Source organism: Psychrobacter sp. BI730 (genome assembly GCF_013414195.1).
Classification (GTDB): domain Bacteria; phylum Pseudomonadota; class Gammaproteobacteria; order Pseudomonadales; family Moraxellaceae; genus Psychrobacter.
On the sequence record NZ_JAATTV010000007.1, the window covers coordinates 165,849 to 181,734 of the forward strand.

Below are 15,886 nucleotides of genomic sequence, written 5' to 3' on the forward strand. Positions count from 1 at the left end.
ATACGTGCGTCGTTAGCTATTTCAATATAATTACTATGGCCTTTATCTTGTAATAAAAACCGTTGTTTATATAGTTGCTTGGGCAATAATATTTTGAAGATATGGGGTAAAGTGATAGTTTTTTTATGGTTCATAGTATGGCACTTATGAGAGGTAATAAAGGTTTTGAAGCTTCGGTTTTTAAAAGACTGTTATGACGTATCGACTAAGCTCGTATCATCCATTTATTTAGAATAAATTCTATTTAGAGTATTTTTGATAGCTATTAATGTAGTGTACCGTTAAACAATACTTGAAAACAGATTCCTTCACAGCAATCAATGCAAACAAGATTTAAATTTTAATTCCCATACTTTTAATTGATAAGTTTTTAACAACGAGATTATTTATGTTTACAGATACTCATTGTCACCTCAACCGTTTAGATTTGACGAAATACGATGGTAAATTATCTGGTGCGATTGACGCCATGAAAACTGCTAATGTTACCCGTGCAATGGCAATCATGTGTGATTTTGCGGAGTATGACGAGATTGCCAATATTGTGAGCACCTACGGCGACGAGACACTAAATCTAGGGATGAGTGTAGGGATTCATCCCTGTGAAGATATCGAGGTACTGAAATCAGCGACGGTTGAGCGTTTAATAGAGACTGCTGATAAAGATCATGTATGGGCAATAGGCGAGACAGGGCTAGATTACTACTGGTCTACAGAAAATAAAAAAGAGCAGCAAGCCAGTCTTGCACGTCATATCCATGCCAGTCAGCAACTAAAAAAACCGCTTGTCATACACATGCGTGACGCAAAAGAAGATACGATCGATATCCTAAAGAGTGAAGGCGCTGAGCATGGTATTATTCATTGCTTCACTGAAGATTGGGAGACTGCGAAACGTGCTTTAGATTTAGGATTTTATATTTCCTTCTCAGGCATTGTTAGCTTTAAAAGTGCCCAAAATATCCAAGATGCTGCAAGGCACATGCCTAGAGATAGGATCTTGATTGAGACTGACAGTCCATATTTGGCGCCTGTACCTAAGCGTGGTCGTCCCAATGAGCCTGCCTACGTACCTTATGTCGCCAGCTTTATCGCAGATATGTACGGTTGTGATAGTAACGAGGTTGGAGCATTAACCGCAAAAAACTTTGAAAATTTACTGGCACAGTATCGCTAAAATGGTTATGCTATGACCAGTCAGTCATTTATGTGATAGTCTTATAGTTCAATCCCCTTTAGTATTTGAATTGCTAAATGTAACTATATGATTATCAATGACTATTTGTAAATATAAGCATATCCCTTTTATGGTATTTCAGCAGTTCTTGTATAGTTTTATACGCTCATTGCCAAATGTACGCACATAATTGATGGTCATATGCTTAATCTTGTCATGTTTTAGGAGAGATTATGAGTCGTCAGCACCAGTTCAAGGCACGAGAAGAGAACATCTTAGCGATGGCAGAACAATTGCTACTTGAGTCAGGCGATGGTGATATCACTTTAGACAGTTTGGCAGATCAGCTCGATTTGGCTAAAGGCACCCTGTACAAGCATTTCTCCAGTAAAGATGAGCTTTATCTGCGTATTATTATTCGTTACGAAGAGCAATTGTTTGAGATTAACCGTATTGATGACTGCCCGTCGGCAGGCGTTGCCCGCATGATTTTTCAGCAGTTATTCAACCCGCAAAAAGCCATGCTGTTGAACCAAATCGAAGAGCGTTTGGCAGCATCAGTGACTGGTCTCAATCGTTTGTTTGGTGAATTATATGATATCCGTCGCCAGCGCATGAAGCGTTTGATTGATATTATTAGCGCATACCTAAAAGATGAGCACAGTAACTTGAGTACTCGTGATTATCTATCGTCTATTTGGGCAATTGGTCAGGGCGGTGCAGGACTATTGAATTCCAGCTTTTACCAACGCTACTTAGGTCGTCGTGATACGCTGCGTTACGCCTTTGTTCAGCAAGTACTAGAGTTGCCAAGTCATTATCCTGCTGACGATGAAGAGGTCATGGATGAAGATATGCAAGAGCTGGTAGAGCAAATCGATACTGAATCAGAAGAGCACCGTAATACCAACTACTAAAGTAGTTATTAATAAAGTAGCAAGTAATTTTTGGGTTGTGAACCTTTCTTGGCTTTAATAAATCGTGTTGTAATGCTTACTATTGCAGCACGAATTCATATATCTTCTACATTCTTCAAAACCCTTTCTCATTCTGCGATAATTAAAATTGGGCTTATAGGTGCAATATGCCGGTCACTGTCAAGACTCAGTCCAGTTCAGCGGCTACTTGCTCTTTTACTCTAATTAATCAAACGTCTCAGTCAAGCTGCTTAGATACAAGACCTACAGACCATTGTCACAGCTGCTCCTCCATATCAACTAATACCCATCACTTATCATCAGTCTCATCGTTAAACAGTCGGACACAGACTGGTTTTACATTGGTAGAAATCGTGGTGGTAGTGGTTATCTTATCTATATTTGCTGGCATAATGAGTTTGTCTGTCGGTAGCAGTGAATCCCGCAAAAACCGCGCTTTTTATGAGCATTTGACCGATTCGTTGAGCTACGTTCGCCTATTATCGGCTGAACGTATGCAGCCGATGGGTTTGCGTATGCAGGCAGATAAGCAAGGTCAAGTAGAGCCAGTCATTGTTACCCTATCAAATCCATATGTAGCGTACCAGACAATAGAGATGATGTCAGATAGCACCGACAGTCAGCCTAAGAATGCTATGGAGCTGTCGGCAGAGGTGGCTGGTCTATCAGGCTCTACTAATGAGAAAAAACCAACGCCAAGTTGGGAGGTTGAGTCGGGCATCAATTTGCCTGAACCGCCTACTGGCGTAAGTATTAGAGTTCAAAGTTTAGATTCTAGTAGTTTACAAAATATGGGACGAACCCAAACGTTACAGCCTTGGTTTAGCGACCAAAACGTACCACAAGTCTTGTGGTTTGGTACGGGACAAGCAACGCCTGTCACCATTGAAGTGCTTCATGATTCGCGTTTAGTGGGCGAGGTGATTACTATAATGCCAGATGGCAGTATGCGAATCGGACAGGGGGTATAGTGACTAAATTATATAAACCTCCTATGACAAGCCAGCCTATGTCATCAAGATTTATATCACTCAAGTCTGGGCGCGAGAGCGGCTTTACCCTTATCGAAGTGATGGTTGCTCTGGCTATTTTGGCAGTGGTAGCAGTCGCGGCGAGCCGTGCCAGTAGTGCATATCTGAGTTCAGTTGATATATTGCGTACTCGTACGCTTGCTCACTTCGTCGCCCAAAATGCCGCCGCTGATTTGCGTATTCAAGAGACGTGGCTGACAGCCAACCGTACCCAAACCGTTAATGCACAAGGGCGTGATTGGCAAATAGTAATGACAGTCGGTGACGCCATCACACCTGCCCTAAAAGAAGTAAATATCGCAGTTTCGCCTATTATAGATGGACAGACGCGTACATCGGTCACTGATATCACTGTGATGCTAAGTAATGCTGAGCAAGATACGGGCAGTTTGGATTTAAGTGGTCTAAGCACAACAGGTGATAGCGGGCAAGCAGAGGGCGGTCTGTGAGGCATCAGCGTGGTTTCACATTACTTGAGCTAATGGTTGCCATGGCAATATTTGCGATGCTAGCTGTTGCAGGCTGGCAAGTATTTGATGGGGTCAACCGTGCTCGTGAGCGCGCGCAATTTCATGCTGACAATCTGGCTGTCTTGCAGTACGCCTATTTGCAATTACAGCAAGACATGGGTCAAATTATCCCTTATCAAGCGGCTACTACTCAAAGTGTCAGTGCGACGAATAACAGTCCAAGCGATAGTACTAACGCGAACACTAGCTCCCAATCAAGCGAGCAAATGAACGAAATAGCGCCTGAGCCCTTTATGAGCTTAGATAGTGAAATTATCAGCTTTGTACGCTTTGCCGATCCTGATCCACGATATCAGAGTAGCAATAGCCTCCAACGTATCGAATATATTTTTGCGGATGAGCGTTTGATACGTCGCCAGTATACCAGTATGGAAGGCGGGCGTGATAGCGTCAGCTTGGACAGCGTATTGCTTGAAGGTGTCACAGCAGGGAGCTGGCAAGCCTATCTACCAGAGCTAAGTACCAGATTTCCGAGCGATGACATTAACAGTGGCAGTAGTGCAAGCGTAGCAGTAGTACAATCAGCGAATACAGCGAATTCCAAGCCAACAGCTGTTTTATTACCGAAAGGAGTCGCGGTTAGCTTTACATACCAAGACATGCCAATCACTTGGCAATGGGCACTTGCCCCGCAACCGATATCGCATAGCAATAGTCAAAGCATCGCCAATAATACAGAGGGTGGTAGCAATGATAATGCCAATAATGACAACAGCGGTAATGATGGTAGTGACAATAATAGCAGTGCGGATGATAGCAATGTAGGAACGAATAATTGAGAAGGTAGTAGTTAAAATGCATCAATTGCTCAACAACAAAGGCTATGTATGTCGATGACTGCGAACTCTCAACGCGGTGTTGCACTGCTGACTATCTTATTACTGGTAGTGAGTATTACTGTGGTTGCAGGATCGATGCTTGCTAGCCAAAAAATTGCAATTAGGCGTAGTGGTTTGTTGTTCGATCAAAATCAGTTGCTGCAAGATATCGATGCAGGTCAACAGTTGGCATTGACGATGATTCGCGCTGATAGCAACATCAATGATACTGATAGTGCGCAAGATATCTGGGCGCAGCCCATACCACCTTATGCATTGGCTAGTCACAGTGTCAGCGTCGAGCTACGCGATGAGTCTGGTCGTTTTAACATTAATAACTTGTATCAAGATGGGTCGGCCAATACCACTGCTTTAGCAGTATTCCAACGACTACTCACGCAACTAAATCTAGAGCCTGATATCGCTATTGCTATACTTGATTGGCAAGATGCAGACGGCGAGGTATATCAAGATGGTGGTGATGAAAGTACGGTATATGCGCAGCAGTCAAACGCTGTAGCAACAGATGCTCTGCCAAATCAGCCTTTTGTTAGTATCGATCAGCTACTAGAAGTGACAGGGGTGAGCGCTGAAACTCTAGCAGTACTACGGCCTTATCTTACCGCGGTGCCTTATTATGTGCCTATTAATATCAATACTGCCAGTCCTGTATTGTTAGCCGCACTAATGGATGGTGCTAACAGTCAACAGATGCAATCACTGGTAGATATGCGCGCACAGCAGGCGCTGACGTCTATTGATGCAGTATGGCAATTACCGATATTTGGCAGTGTAAATGATGAGCAGCGAAAGGCTTTAACACCCATGCTCGCCGTTGATAGCCAAGCATTTATGGCACTTATCACAGCGACTGATAATGCAACTGTCGGTCAGGCTAGAGAGCGTTTTGCCACTGTTTTGATTAGTAAAACCGTCGTTGATAATAATCAGGCAGTTAATAGTAGTCAGACAGCTAATAATAATCAGGCGAGTAATAGTAGTGGGGTAGACGGTAAAATGCCCAAGGAAGTCAAAGTAGTAACACAGCGACTATGGGCATTTCGTCCGAGCTTTTAGCGGATGGTATTGAGAGCAACATTTAGTCTTTTAGGCGTGTTTCTTCGCTAGACTTCCAATTATAAGCCCCGTAAAAAAGCATCTGTGCTTGACGAGTACAGTTATGTAGCATTAGCTGCTTGTTTTCTTCGATTTCGTTTAGATCAATTTCATCATCGTGATCTTCCGTGTAAGTCAGCTCTAGCCAATCAATAATCCAAGAGAAGAACATATTCACGCCAGCCTCCGCCAATAGGCGACGGTCATAAGCATTGATATGGGTAAACGCTGGCTGCAACGCTAAGTCGTCGGCCAACCCTTGAGCATGTATCTTAATCAACTCATTGATGGCTTTGCGTACTGCTTCTGATCCACCATAACGCTCACTGACCAAAAACTGCCAGTAATAAGGCTGATCGCTGACCATATACAAGAATAGCTGAATACTTTTTGCGATTTGACGATCGAAGCTACGTTTGCGGCCAATCTGCAGGCTATCACTTAACGTGGCCAACGTACCGCCCAATTCCTCAATGACCAAAGCGCGCCCGAGTGACTCCATATCATCAAAATGGCGATAAAACGCAGTCGGCACAACGCCAACCTCGCGTGTTACTTGTCTGAGACTGATAGAGCTAAAAGATTGCCCTGTCATACATAAATCGAGCACAGCATTAAAAAAGGCGTGCCGAGTTTGAAGTTTCTTTTGTTCGCGACTGCTCATAATATTTCAAAATTGTCCGGTAGGTGTTTATCATACTCATTTCAACGCATAAATACGACTGAAATACGCCATTCATGTTAATTTACTAAGCCTGCACTGGTCTTTTAAACCACTGTGCCCCAATGACCTTGCAATTCTTGCGCCAGTCGATATGCTTCGTGGTCATTCATACCTGTAATAAAATCCAAAATATTTAAGACATTATGATAGATATCGTCAGACAAGATGCGGCGATGTTCGTCAAGATGGGGCTGTAGTAATCTTAACAGACGTTGCTGCTCAAAAGACATCGGCGGCTGCATGGTTGTAGTTTGAGATCCAGTCCAAGCGAGCGGCATAAAGGCATTCAATAGGCTATGCAGGCATTGATTGGCCATTAGCTCCATTCTTACTTTGCTCGGATGGTTAAATATTTTTTCGCGTGCCAGCTGCTTAGCTTGATTGATACCATTCTGTACGCTGGTATCGCAATGGGCAAACAGGCTGCCTTGCAACGTGCCAGCTAGTAATGCATCACTGTTGGCGACAAAAGCATCGGTGACGGTATTGACCAACCGCATCATGGCTCGTGCCCGCAGGGAGGCAAGACTTTGTCTGACAGACATATGCGCTGGCAAGTTTACGCTGCTTGGACGCTCACCAATCAGCTCATAAAATATCGTAGCCACTTCGCTATAGGTTAGCATATTCAGATTGATGCCATCTTCTAAATCGATTAGCGCATAACAGATATCATCTGCCGCTTCTAGCAGGTAAGCCAATGGATGGCGCGCAAAGCCATCATGTTGCTCTGAGCGTGGTAAATGCAAACACGCAGCTAATTCTTCTAGTTGAGACGCTTCGCTATAAAAGCAGCCGAATTTTTGCACATTATAATGATTGTCATTGACATCGTTACTGTGAGTTGCCAACCACGGATATTTCATAAATGCGCCTAGCGTGGCACAGGTGAGCCGCATGCCACCCTTGTCAGGATGATGCTCATTACGTGCCAATAGGCGAAACCCTTGAGCATTGCCCTCGTATGCCAGTAAGTCTAATCGCTCGTTGCTGCTTAAGTTTTGCAAAATCGCTTGCGGTTCAGGCTGTCTGAACCAATCACGGATCGCATATTCTCCAGCGTGGCCAAAAGGTGGATTACCAATGTCATGAGCGAGACAAGCTGCTTGTACGATCACACCGACGTCTGCTGGTGAAACTCCTGCTGGTAGGCCGCTACCTAGTGCATCATGAATTTTTTCGGCAGCCATCATTCCCAAAGAGCGACCAATAGAAGAGACTTCTAGCGAATGAGTCAGACGCGTATGAATACCGAGCTGATTGGTCAATGGATGGACTTGGGTTTTCTGATTTAACTGGCGAAAAGAGTGAGAAAATACCAGTCTGTCATAGTCTTTGTGAAACTGAGAACGAGTACTGGTATTGGCGTTAAATTTTTTGGAAGCACCAAGACGTTGTGAATTAAGGAGATGTGACCATTGTGTGGTAGGGGACGGCAAAGAGGTTTGTGTACTTAGCATATTAAACATCCGGAACCAAGGGAGCCTCTAGCATAGCAAAATAGCGCCCTTGGTACAGCTATATAGTCAGGGAACTACTAAACGGCTACGGCGTTACCTTCCTTAGAGGTACTATTTGTATAATCTGTAGTCGGCGGCCTTGTACCCGTTTGACTTCTTTGACTAGAGTTAATGCCCTATAAATTGGATACGGTGTCAGTCTTGCTTAGCCTACTACTGGTAGTAATTTCACTCGCCTTGCTTGTATCCAAATTATATTGAAACGACTATATTAAGACTTTTGACAGTTAAAAAGTACGTCTTCCTTGTCGATAGCTACATCGCTGTCCAGTGTCTTATTAAGCAATGTCGCTTTGTCTCCATTTACTTGCCATATGATGCCGTGGGTATCGTCTAATCCAATATCGCTGGTATAAATGCCCTTATCAGCATCAGTTTCACTATTAGCAGTAGCCGTTAAATCGTATTCGATACCATCGATGAGCAAATGCGCTGTCTGTGGTGTACTGTCGCTATGATAAGAAACGCCGATAGTAGCAGTAGGCTCACAAGAGAAAGGAGTGCTGTTGTTGGCATGAGCTGCATGATCGTGACCTGCGTGCGCATGTTCCTCGTGGCTATGACTTTCATGATCGTGTCCTTCATCATCGGGCCCTTCATGGTCATGTTCCATATCACTATGCTCTTCGTGGTCGTGCTCTTCATGCATCTCATGACCTTGTTCATGTTCGGCATGATTATCTACTGTTGCTTTTTCAGATACCGCTGCATCGGTATCGCTGTTTGGCTGACAACCCAGTAAAGAGCCTACCATCACACTACCTAGTATCGTAATACCTGCAAGTCTAGAAAAAGGAAAAGAAAAATAATTAGTCACAGTATGAACCCTCAAATAAGCAAAATAAAGATATGTTATAATATAACAATATGCTGACAAAATAAAGCCGATGATGGAGAATATCCAACATCGGCTAATTAACTTTAAACACGCTACACTATTTAAAGTTATACGTTAAATCTAAAGTGCATCACGTCGCCATCTTGTACGATGTAAGTTTTACCTTCTAAACGCGATTTACCAGCAGCAGCAGCGCCTTTTTCACCGTTGTATTCGATAAAGTCGTCATACGCAATGACTTCAGCACGAATAAAGCCGCGCTCAAAATCAGTATGAATCACGCCAGCTGCTTGCGGCGCTGTCGCACCAATAGCGACAGTCCAAGCACGTACTTCTTTTACGCCAGCGGTAAAATAAGTCTGCATATCAAGTAAGTCATAGCCACCGCGGATTACTTGATCAAGACCGGCTTCTTCCATGTCCATTTCAGCTAGGAAGTCTTTCTTATCATCTTCATCGAGCTGTGCGATTTCAGATTCGATTTGGTTGCATAGGGCGATGACGATAGAGTCTTCACCAGTGGCATAGTCACGAACAGCGTCAAGGTATGGGTTATTTTCAAAACCATCTTCAGCGACGTTAGCGATATACATGGTTGGCTTTAGCGTAATTAAACCATAGCTTCTGATCAGTTTTTTCTCATCAGCGTCTAGGTTAGCAGCACGAGCCGCTTTACCTTCTGCTAATAATGGTTCAACTTTTTTGAACACATCAAGCAATGCTTGCGCATCCTTATCACCACCTTTAGCCTTTTTAGTTTGGTTGTGGATTGCGCGCTCAACAGCTTCTAAATCTGCAAGTGCCAGTTCAGTGTTGATGGTTTCGATATCATCAATCGGGCTAACGCGGCCATCAACGTGTACCACATTGTCATCATCAAAACAGCGTACCACATGAGCAATTGCATCGGTCTCACGGATGTTGGCTAGGAACTGGTTACCCATGCCTTCGCCTTTTGACGCGCCTGCGACCAAACCTGCGATATCGACAAACTCCATCGTCGTTGGTAATACGCGTTCAGGATTGACGATGTCAGCCAGTTGTTTTAGGCGTGGGTCTGGTACTGGTACGATACCCGTGTTGGGATCTTTGGTACAAAATGGAAAGTTTTCAGCGGCGATACCCGCTTTGGTCAACGCATTAAACAAGGTGGATTTACCCACGTTTGGTAGGCCGACGATGCCGCAATTAAAACCCATAACATTCTCTCAATGTATTAATAAAATCAGTTGGTATAAAGTTTGGTTAAATGATAAATCAAAATTGGGCATATTGTAGCAAATTTACCTGAATAGGGGTGAGGTTGTTACGGTATATGCTCAGATTTTTACCTGATAATGATACGCAGATTGATGATGAAAGCAGGTCATATTTGAGGCTTGAAAATGAATAAGGCGAATCAATACGAGTGATAAGTAGTTTATGTGGGCTGATAAACCCTATTTTTTAATATGGTAAACTGTCACGCATAGATAAGGGCTTGAACTTCACGTAAATTCAGCACATATACTCTGTCAATTTTAGCAAATCATACTTATCCTAAAGCTATAAACAGTCAGACATACGCTGATAATATCGCCAAAATAAAATGTAAGGCAATTTTAGACAATGACAACCTCGATTTTTGACACACGCCACTATAAATACCCGCAGAACTTCCTTGAGATGAAGCCTAAATTGACTCGGCTTGAGCAGGCTATTAAAAAGTTAGAAGCGAACTTAATTGATACTGCTGAGCCGACAAACCTTAAGTTATTAAAGCAGAGACTAGATAGCGGGTTGGGGTTAAAGGTCGATTATGCCAGTGAGCTAAATCCCGATCAGCTAATGGCCGCGACTACGATCGACGGCAAAGTATTGGTCATTGCTGGTGCAGGTTCGGGCAAGACCAAAACCTTGACCTATCGGACCAGTTATCTATTAGAAAACGGAGTATCGCCTAAAGAGATTTTGCTACTGACCTTTACGCGTAAAGCGGCAAATGAAATAAAAGATCGAGCTAAATCCTTGCTGGCAAGCAGTCTTTCAAATCAAGAACTATCAGATGAAGAGTTGGCTGAGGATAAGCTGCCAACTGATAAAGCATTAAATAGCATCACTAGTGGTACTTTTCACTCGTTTTGTAATATGTTACTACGTCAATATTCAGGGCTACTCGGTATCAATCCGCGATTTACGATTCTGGATACTGGCGATAGTGAGGACGCTATCGACTTGGTGCATAAAGAAAAAAAGTATCCTGCTCAAACCAAGGCACAAGCCTTTCCGCGTAAAAAAACGCTGCAAAATATCATCTCGACGTCTAGAAATAGACGCATTCCTATTCGCGACCTAATAGAAAGTAGCTATCCTGATATCGCCGTACATATTCCTATCATCGAGCAATTAGCAATTGATTTTCATGAGTATAAGCGCGCCAATCATTTATATGATTTTGATGACATCATCAGCCAAGTAGTACGTCATCTAAAAACCAATGACACCTTTAGGCAGCGACTTCAAAACACGTATCGTTATGTCATGGTTGATGAATATCAAGATACCAACATTCCACAAAAGCAGCTAATCGATTTGATCTGTGAGCCTGATTCGGTGTCACTAATGGTCGTCGGTGACGACAATCAAAGCATCTATGCCTTTCGCGGTGCCAACTACGAAAACATTTTGCTATTCGGTGAGACTTATCCTCAAGCCAAACTTATTAAGCTTGAGCAAAATTATCGCAGCGCGCCGTCAGTTTTAACCTATATCAACGCGTTGTCCGCGCAAATCACGCTAGGCTATCAAAAGCAGCTGTATTCTGATGCGCCGATAGAAGGACACAAACCAGTATTTCGACGACTCAGTGATGAGCCAAAAGAAGCGGGCTATATCACTGATAAGATTGTCGCGCTAAAGCCAGAGTATGACTACAACGACTTTGCAGTATTATGCCGTACGTCTTTTCAGTCCAATTATGTACAGCTAGAGTTTATGGCGCGCAATATTCCCTTTATCGTCGTGGGCGGTATCAAGTTCATTGAAAGACGTCATATCAAAGATGTATTGGCCTTTGTCAAAATACTCTATAACCCAAATGACACAATTGCTTGGCATCGTATTTTAACCTTGTTTAAAGGGGTGGGTGCAGTGACGGCGACGCGCTTAACTCAAGCTATTACTGCTGACAATAATGCATTTGAATCTTTACTGGCAGCGCCATTTTCGAAAAAAAGTGATCAGCTAGAACCTCTATATCATGCGCTTACCAAGGCACAGCAAGCTGAATCGGTCGAGACAGCTATTGAACATATTCTTGAGTTTTATATTCCAGTGTTAAAGCTGATTGAAGAAAATTGGCGTGAGCGCACCGAAGATTTTCGGGTATTAAAGAACCTAGCGACAGAGCACACAAGCCTTGATAGCTTTTTAGAAAATCTCGCTTTAGACCCGCCCAATGATTCGGTGGCTGTGATGGGCAATTCGGATAATGGACGAGACAGTAGCAATGACAAAGTTACTATCTCGACCATTCATAGTGCTAAGGGGCTTGAGTGGCCAGTAGTGTTTGTTAACTCATTGGTAGATGGCATCACGCCGCATCATCGTTCTTTGGATGACTTTGAAGCATTAGAAGAAGAGCGTAAGCTGTTTTATGTTGCCTGTAGTCGTGCAAAGACGCAATTATATCTGACGGCACCAAACTACTTCTCTAGTTATTCTGGATACTTTGACAAACCGTCACGTTTTATCGCTGAGCTATCTGCGGACGAGGTAACGGTTGAGACGACAAGGCGAACCATGATAGAAGACGATGATCCCATTTGGTGGTAATATTCTATGTTTAGTTGATTATCCAATCAATTAAACATAAGCTAATAAAGCTATTCAGTAATATAGATAAGTGAGCTTTCGAATAGTCGAAGGTTTCACGTGCAAAAATATTGGATAATTTGACACTATTTTCACTAAATTTGTTGCTAGATTATTGCTCGAAGCCAATATTATTCCTATCAAAAATACCTTCTCAAAAACCCCATAACCAAAAGTATATGACGCGAAAATATTTCTCAGATAAGGGTTTCAAATTTATCCTAATGCGTTACTATTACCACCTAATTCTGTTAGACCCTTATATTTGATACTCTGTATTAACACCCTAAGAAAAGGATAGGTTATGCGCTACGAAGTTATCGTTATCGGTGCAGGTATGGTTGGCACGTCAATCGCGTGGCATCTACAAAAAAATAACTCAAATGTATTATTGTTAGACAAAAAATTGCCAGGGTCAGAGACCTCATATGGCAATGCAGGATTGATTCAGCGCGAAGCCATTCATACACATCCTTTTCCTCGTCAGCTGACAGAAATGATCAGAGTATTGCCAAACCAAGGGACCGATATTCGCTATCGTATCCCGGCCATTTTGCGTTATCACCAAGCGCTGCTTCAGTATTGGAAATACTCTACGCCGGCTTCAGTCAAAAAAATTGAATCAGAGTGGCAGACGCTGATTGAGCATTGTACCAGTGAGCACCAAACCATGATTAGCGCTTCTGGTGCTGACGAGCTCATTACTCGTGATGGTTGGTTGCAATTGCATCGCTCAGAAGAGACGTTCAAAGAAGCGCAAGTATCAGCTATCGACGCACTTAACCAAGGTGTTGAGCATAACGTACTAAACCTTGAAGCGCTAAAAGCAATGGAGCCTAGCGCCAATTTTGAAGGTTTCGTTGGCGCGATTCATTGGAAAAATTCTTGGCAAGTATCGAACCCAAGCTCACTCGTGAAAGCTTATGCAAAAAACTTCCAAGATATGCAGGGTACGATCAAAGAAAGCGATGTGAAAGAAATCATAAAAGACGGCGAAGGTTGGAAAATTATCACTGATAACGATACCTACTATAGTGATAAATTGGTTATCGCAGCAGGCCCATGGTCTAATGATTTGATCAGACCACTTGGCTATAACTTGCCATTGTTCCCAATGCGCGGCTATCATCAGCATTTCAAAGTGACAGAAAAGAACACCATCAATCACAGTATGTTTGATATGGACAAAGGTTTTGTGATGGGGCCGATGCAGCAGGGTATCCGTATCACCACTGGTGCTGAGATGACCACGATGAATGCGCCAAAGAACTTTGGTCAGTTAAAAACTGTATTGAAGCTGGCTAAAAAAATCTTGCCATTAGAAGATGCAGTTGAGAGTGAAGCATGGGCAGGCTCACGTCCTTGTATGCCTGATATGAAGCCAGTAATCGGTCCTGCTGACAAGCATGACAAACTATGGTTCGCATTTGGTCACAGCCATCAAGGCTTTACCTTAGGGCCAATGACAGGGCGTCTGGTTGAAGAAATGATTCACGATAAGCCTGCATTGGTCGATCTTGCACCATTTAGTGCCCAGCGCTTTTCTAACTAAGCGCGTATCTGATATATAGTTGATCCAATTTAAGAGCGGTACAAGGCAACTGAGTGCAGATGTATATGTCATACTTCAAGCGAGGTTAACGCTGTAACGCTTGTATAGTGGATTGACTATAGTTAGCACAGAATTAAATTAATAAATAAAAGGTATAGACATGATTAAGAAGCTACATAGCAATCAACGTATGAGCAAAACCGTAATCCATAACCAGACGATCTATTTGTGTGGTCAGGTCGGTAATGCAGAAGACGATATCAAAGCGCAAACATTGACTTGTCTAGAAAAAATCCAAACGCTATTAGAAGAAGTGGGTAGTGACAAATCAAAGCTACTATCAGTAACGGTTTGGATTAAAGACATGGCTGACTTTGCTGCCATGAATGAAGTTTATGACCAGTGGTTTGAAGGTATTCAGCCACCAGCTCGCGCTTGTGGTGAGTCAGCTTTGGCACGTCCTGAGCTATTGGTTGAGATGATCGCTATCGCTGCCGAGTAATAAACAGCTCGTAGTATCTGTAGTACCGTTATTAAATAGAAATAAAAAAGGCCATGATAATGATATCGTGGCCTTTTCTATGCGTAGCAATAAGCCAACTCGATTATTGAAAAGGAATATGCTAGCTTTTTAATCCAAGCACACGCCGTATAACGTCAGCGAAGCAATACAATGATTATTATAGGAATTAGCATCCTTTCCATACTGCTTGGCGTTTCTCAATAAAAGCATCAATACCTTCGCTCACATCGTCTGCCATCATATTGCAAGTCATTACCTCACTGGCATAGTCATAAGCGTCTTCGACACTCATATCCAGCTGTTTATAAAACATATCTTTGCCAGTTCTTACTGCTATTGGAGATTTGGCAGTGATTGCTGTTATCAGTGACTGTAGTGTTTGATCGAGTTGCTCTGCTGCTGATACTCGATTGATCAAGCCATATTGCAAGGCAGTGTGTGGATCGATAAACTCACCTGTAATTAGCATCTCAAATGCTTGCTTACGAGGTAGATTACGGCTGACGGCTACAGCAGGTGTAGAGCAGAACAGTCCCACATTTATCCCAGAAGTAGCAAATTTTGCATCATCAGTGGCAATGGCCAAATCACAGGCTGCGACCAGCTGACATCCTGCGGCTGTGGCAATGCCTTGTACTTTTGCAATAACGACTTGCGGCATACGGTTGATGGTAAGCATCATTTGGCTGCATTGCTGGAATAGGGCGCGGTGAAATGCTGCCTCTGAGTGTGCACGCATTTGTTTTAGATTATGACCAGCACAGAATGCCTTACCCGTCGCTTGAATAACCACGACTCTGATCGTATCGTCTTGAGCGATACTGTCTAGCTCTGCTTGCATGGCAGACAGAACTTCAACGGACAACGCATTGAATTGTTTGGGTTGGTTTAAGGTGAGCGTGACTACGCCACTTTCTTTAGTGTCTTCTCTAATAACCAAAAGGTCATCTAGGTCTAGAGTAATGTCAGATTGAGTCATTTATCATCCTTGATAATGGGTGGTTTGATTTGGCAAATGCTGCTATCTATGAATTTATATCAAGCGTTTTAAATAGTAGCATGGCTCATATTCTATACAATAGATGGAGCACATAGAAAGCGCACGAAAAAAATAGCGCACTCAGATGATGAGTACGCTATTGGTTTTTCAGTCAGATATATAGTCAGTTCAATATAATTTCGATACAAGGAAACCGAGTGCAAGTTATACATTAGTATGCTTAGCGAGGATGACGCTGTAGCGGATTTATATAGACTTGACTATAAG

At 42.9% G+C, this 15,886-nt stretch carries 14 protein-coding genes; 9 read left to right on the plus strand and 5 right to left on the minus strand.

Annotated features, from left to right (window positions below):
* The first annotated feature begins 388 nt into the window (after nucleotides 1-388).
* The 6 genes from HCZ91_RS07290 (at nucleotide 389) to gspK (ending at nucleotide 5,571) form a co-directional block, all read left to right on the plus strand.
* On the plus strand, nucleotides 389-1,177 hold the full coding sequence (locus HCZ91_RS07290) for a TatD family hydrolase (RefSeq protein ID WP_179798865.1): 789 nt from the start codon (nucleotides 389-391) through the stop codon (nucleotides 1,175-1,177).
* A 233-nt stretch (nucleotides 1,178-1,410) separates the two neighbouring features.
* Complete coding sequence (locus tag HCZ91_RS07295) at nucleotides 1,411-2,094, plus strand: TetR/AcrR family transcriptional regulator (protein WP_057759351.1); 684 nt, start codon at nucleotides 1,411-1,413, stop codon at nucleotides 2,092-2,094.
* A gap of 167 nt (nucleotides 2,095-2,261) precedes the next feature.
* Entirely contained in the window at nucleotides 2,262-3,086 is an 825-nt protein-coding gene (locus HCZ91_RS07300) for a prepilin-type N-terminal cleavage/methylation domain-containing protein (protein ID WP_179798866.1), read from the plus strand.
* A 38-nt stretch (nucleotides 3,087-3,124) separates the two neighbouring features.
* Complete coding sequence (gene gspI / locus HCZ91_RS07305) at nucleotides 3,125-3,595, plus strand: type II secretion system minor pseudopilin GspI (RefSeq protein WP_257019999.1); 471 nt, start codon at nucleotides 3,125-3,127, stop codon at nucleotides 3,593-3,595.
* Nucleotides 3,592-4,455 (plus strand): type II secretion system minor pseudopilin GspJ, encoded by an 864-nt coding sequence (gene gspJ, locus HCZ91_RS07310; protein ID WP_179798867.1) that lies wholly within the window; start codon nucleotides 3,592-3,594, stop codon nucleotides 4,453-4,455. Before gspI ends, gspJ begins: the two co-directional genes overlap by 4 nt.
* A 48-nt stretch (nucleotides 4,456-4,503) precedes the next feature.
* Complete coding sequence (gspK, locus tag HCZ91_RS07315) at nucleotides 4,504-5,571, plus strand: type II secretion system minor pseudopilin GspK (protein WP_257020000.1); 1,068 nt, start codon at nucleotides 4,504-4,506, stop codon at nucleotides 5,569-5,571.
* Between the two features lie 22 nt (nucleotides 5,572-5,593).
* On the opposite strand, the gene HCZ91_RS07320 is transcribed toward gspK, so the two are convergent.
* The 4 genes from HCZ91_RS07320 to ychF all read right to left on the minus strand — a co-directional run bounded on the left by HCZ91_RS07320 (nucleotide 5,594) and on the right by ychF (nucleotide 9,891).
* On the minus strand, nucleotides 5,594-6,274 hold the full coding sequence (locus HCZ91_RS07320) for a TetR family transcriptional regulator (RefSeq protein ID WP_057759356.1): 681 nt from the start codon (nucleotides 6,272-6,274) through the stop codon (nucleotides 5,594-5,596).
* Between the two features lie 104 nt (nucleotides 6,275-6,378).
* On the minus strand, nucleotides 6,379-7,794 hold the full coding sequence (locus HCZ91_RS07325) for a deoxyguanosinetriphosphate triphosphohydrolase (protein ID WP_179798868.1): 1,416 nt from the start codon (nucleotides 7,792-7,794) through the stop codon (nucleotides 6,379-6,381).
* A 271-nt stretch (nucleotides 7,795-8,065) separates the two neighbouring features.
* Complete coding sequence (locus tag HCZ91_RS07330) at nucleotides 8,066-8,671, minus strand: hypothetical protein (RefSeq protein ID WP_179798869.1); 606 nt, start codon at nucleotides 8,669-8,671, stop codon at nucleotides 8,066-8,068.
* Nucleotides 8,672-8,799: 128 nt separating this feature from the next.
* A complete protein-coding gene (gene ychF / locus HCZ91_RS07335) occupies nucleotides 8,800-9,891 on the minus strand; it encodes a redox-regulated ATPase YchF (protein WP_101205452.1) in 1,092 nt (363 codons plus the stop codon).
* Between the two features lie 409 nt (nucleotides 9,892-10,300).
* On the opposite strand from ychF, the gene HCZ91_RS07340 reads away from it, so the two are divergent.
* The 3 genes from HCZ91_RS07340 (at nucleotide 10,301) to HCZ91_RS07350 (ending at nucleotide 14,598) form a co-directional block, all read left to right on the plus strand.
* Entirely contained in the window at nucleotides 10,301-12,505 is a 2,205-nt protein-coding gene (locus HCZ91_RS07340) for an ATP-dependent helicase (RefSeq protein WP_179798870.1), read from the plus strand.
* A gap of 343 nt (nucleotides 12,506-12,848) precedes the next feature.
* A complete protein-coding gene (locus HCZ91_RS07345; protein WP_179798871.1) occupies nucleotides 12,849-14,096 on the plus strand; it encodes an FAD-binding oxidoreductase in 1,248 nt (415 codons plus the stop codon).
* A 163-nt stretch (nucleotides 14,097-14,259) separates the two neighbouring features.
* Nucleotides 14,260-14,598 (plus strand): RidA family protein, encoded by a 339-nt coding sequence (locus HCZ91_RS07350; RefSeq protein WP_055124581.1) that lies wholly within the window; start codon nucleotides 14,260-14,262, stop codon nucleotides 14,596-14,598.
* Nucleotides 14,599-14,785: 187 nt separating this feature from the next.
* Here the strand turns inward: HCZ91_RS07350 and HCZ91_RS07355 are convergent, their stop codons facing one another.
* Nucleotides 14,786-15,598 (minus strand): enoyl-CoA hydratase, encoded by an 813-nt coding sequence (locus tag HCZ91_RS07355; RefSeq protein ID WP_179798872.1) that lies wholly within the window; start codon nucleotides 15,596-15,598, stop codon nucleotides 14,786-14,788.
* Nucleotides 15,599-15,886: the final 288 nt, after the last annotated feature.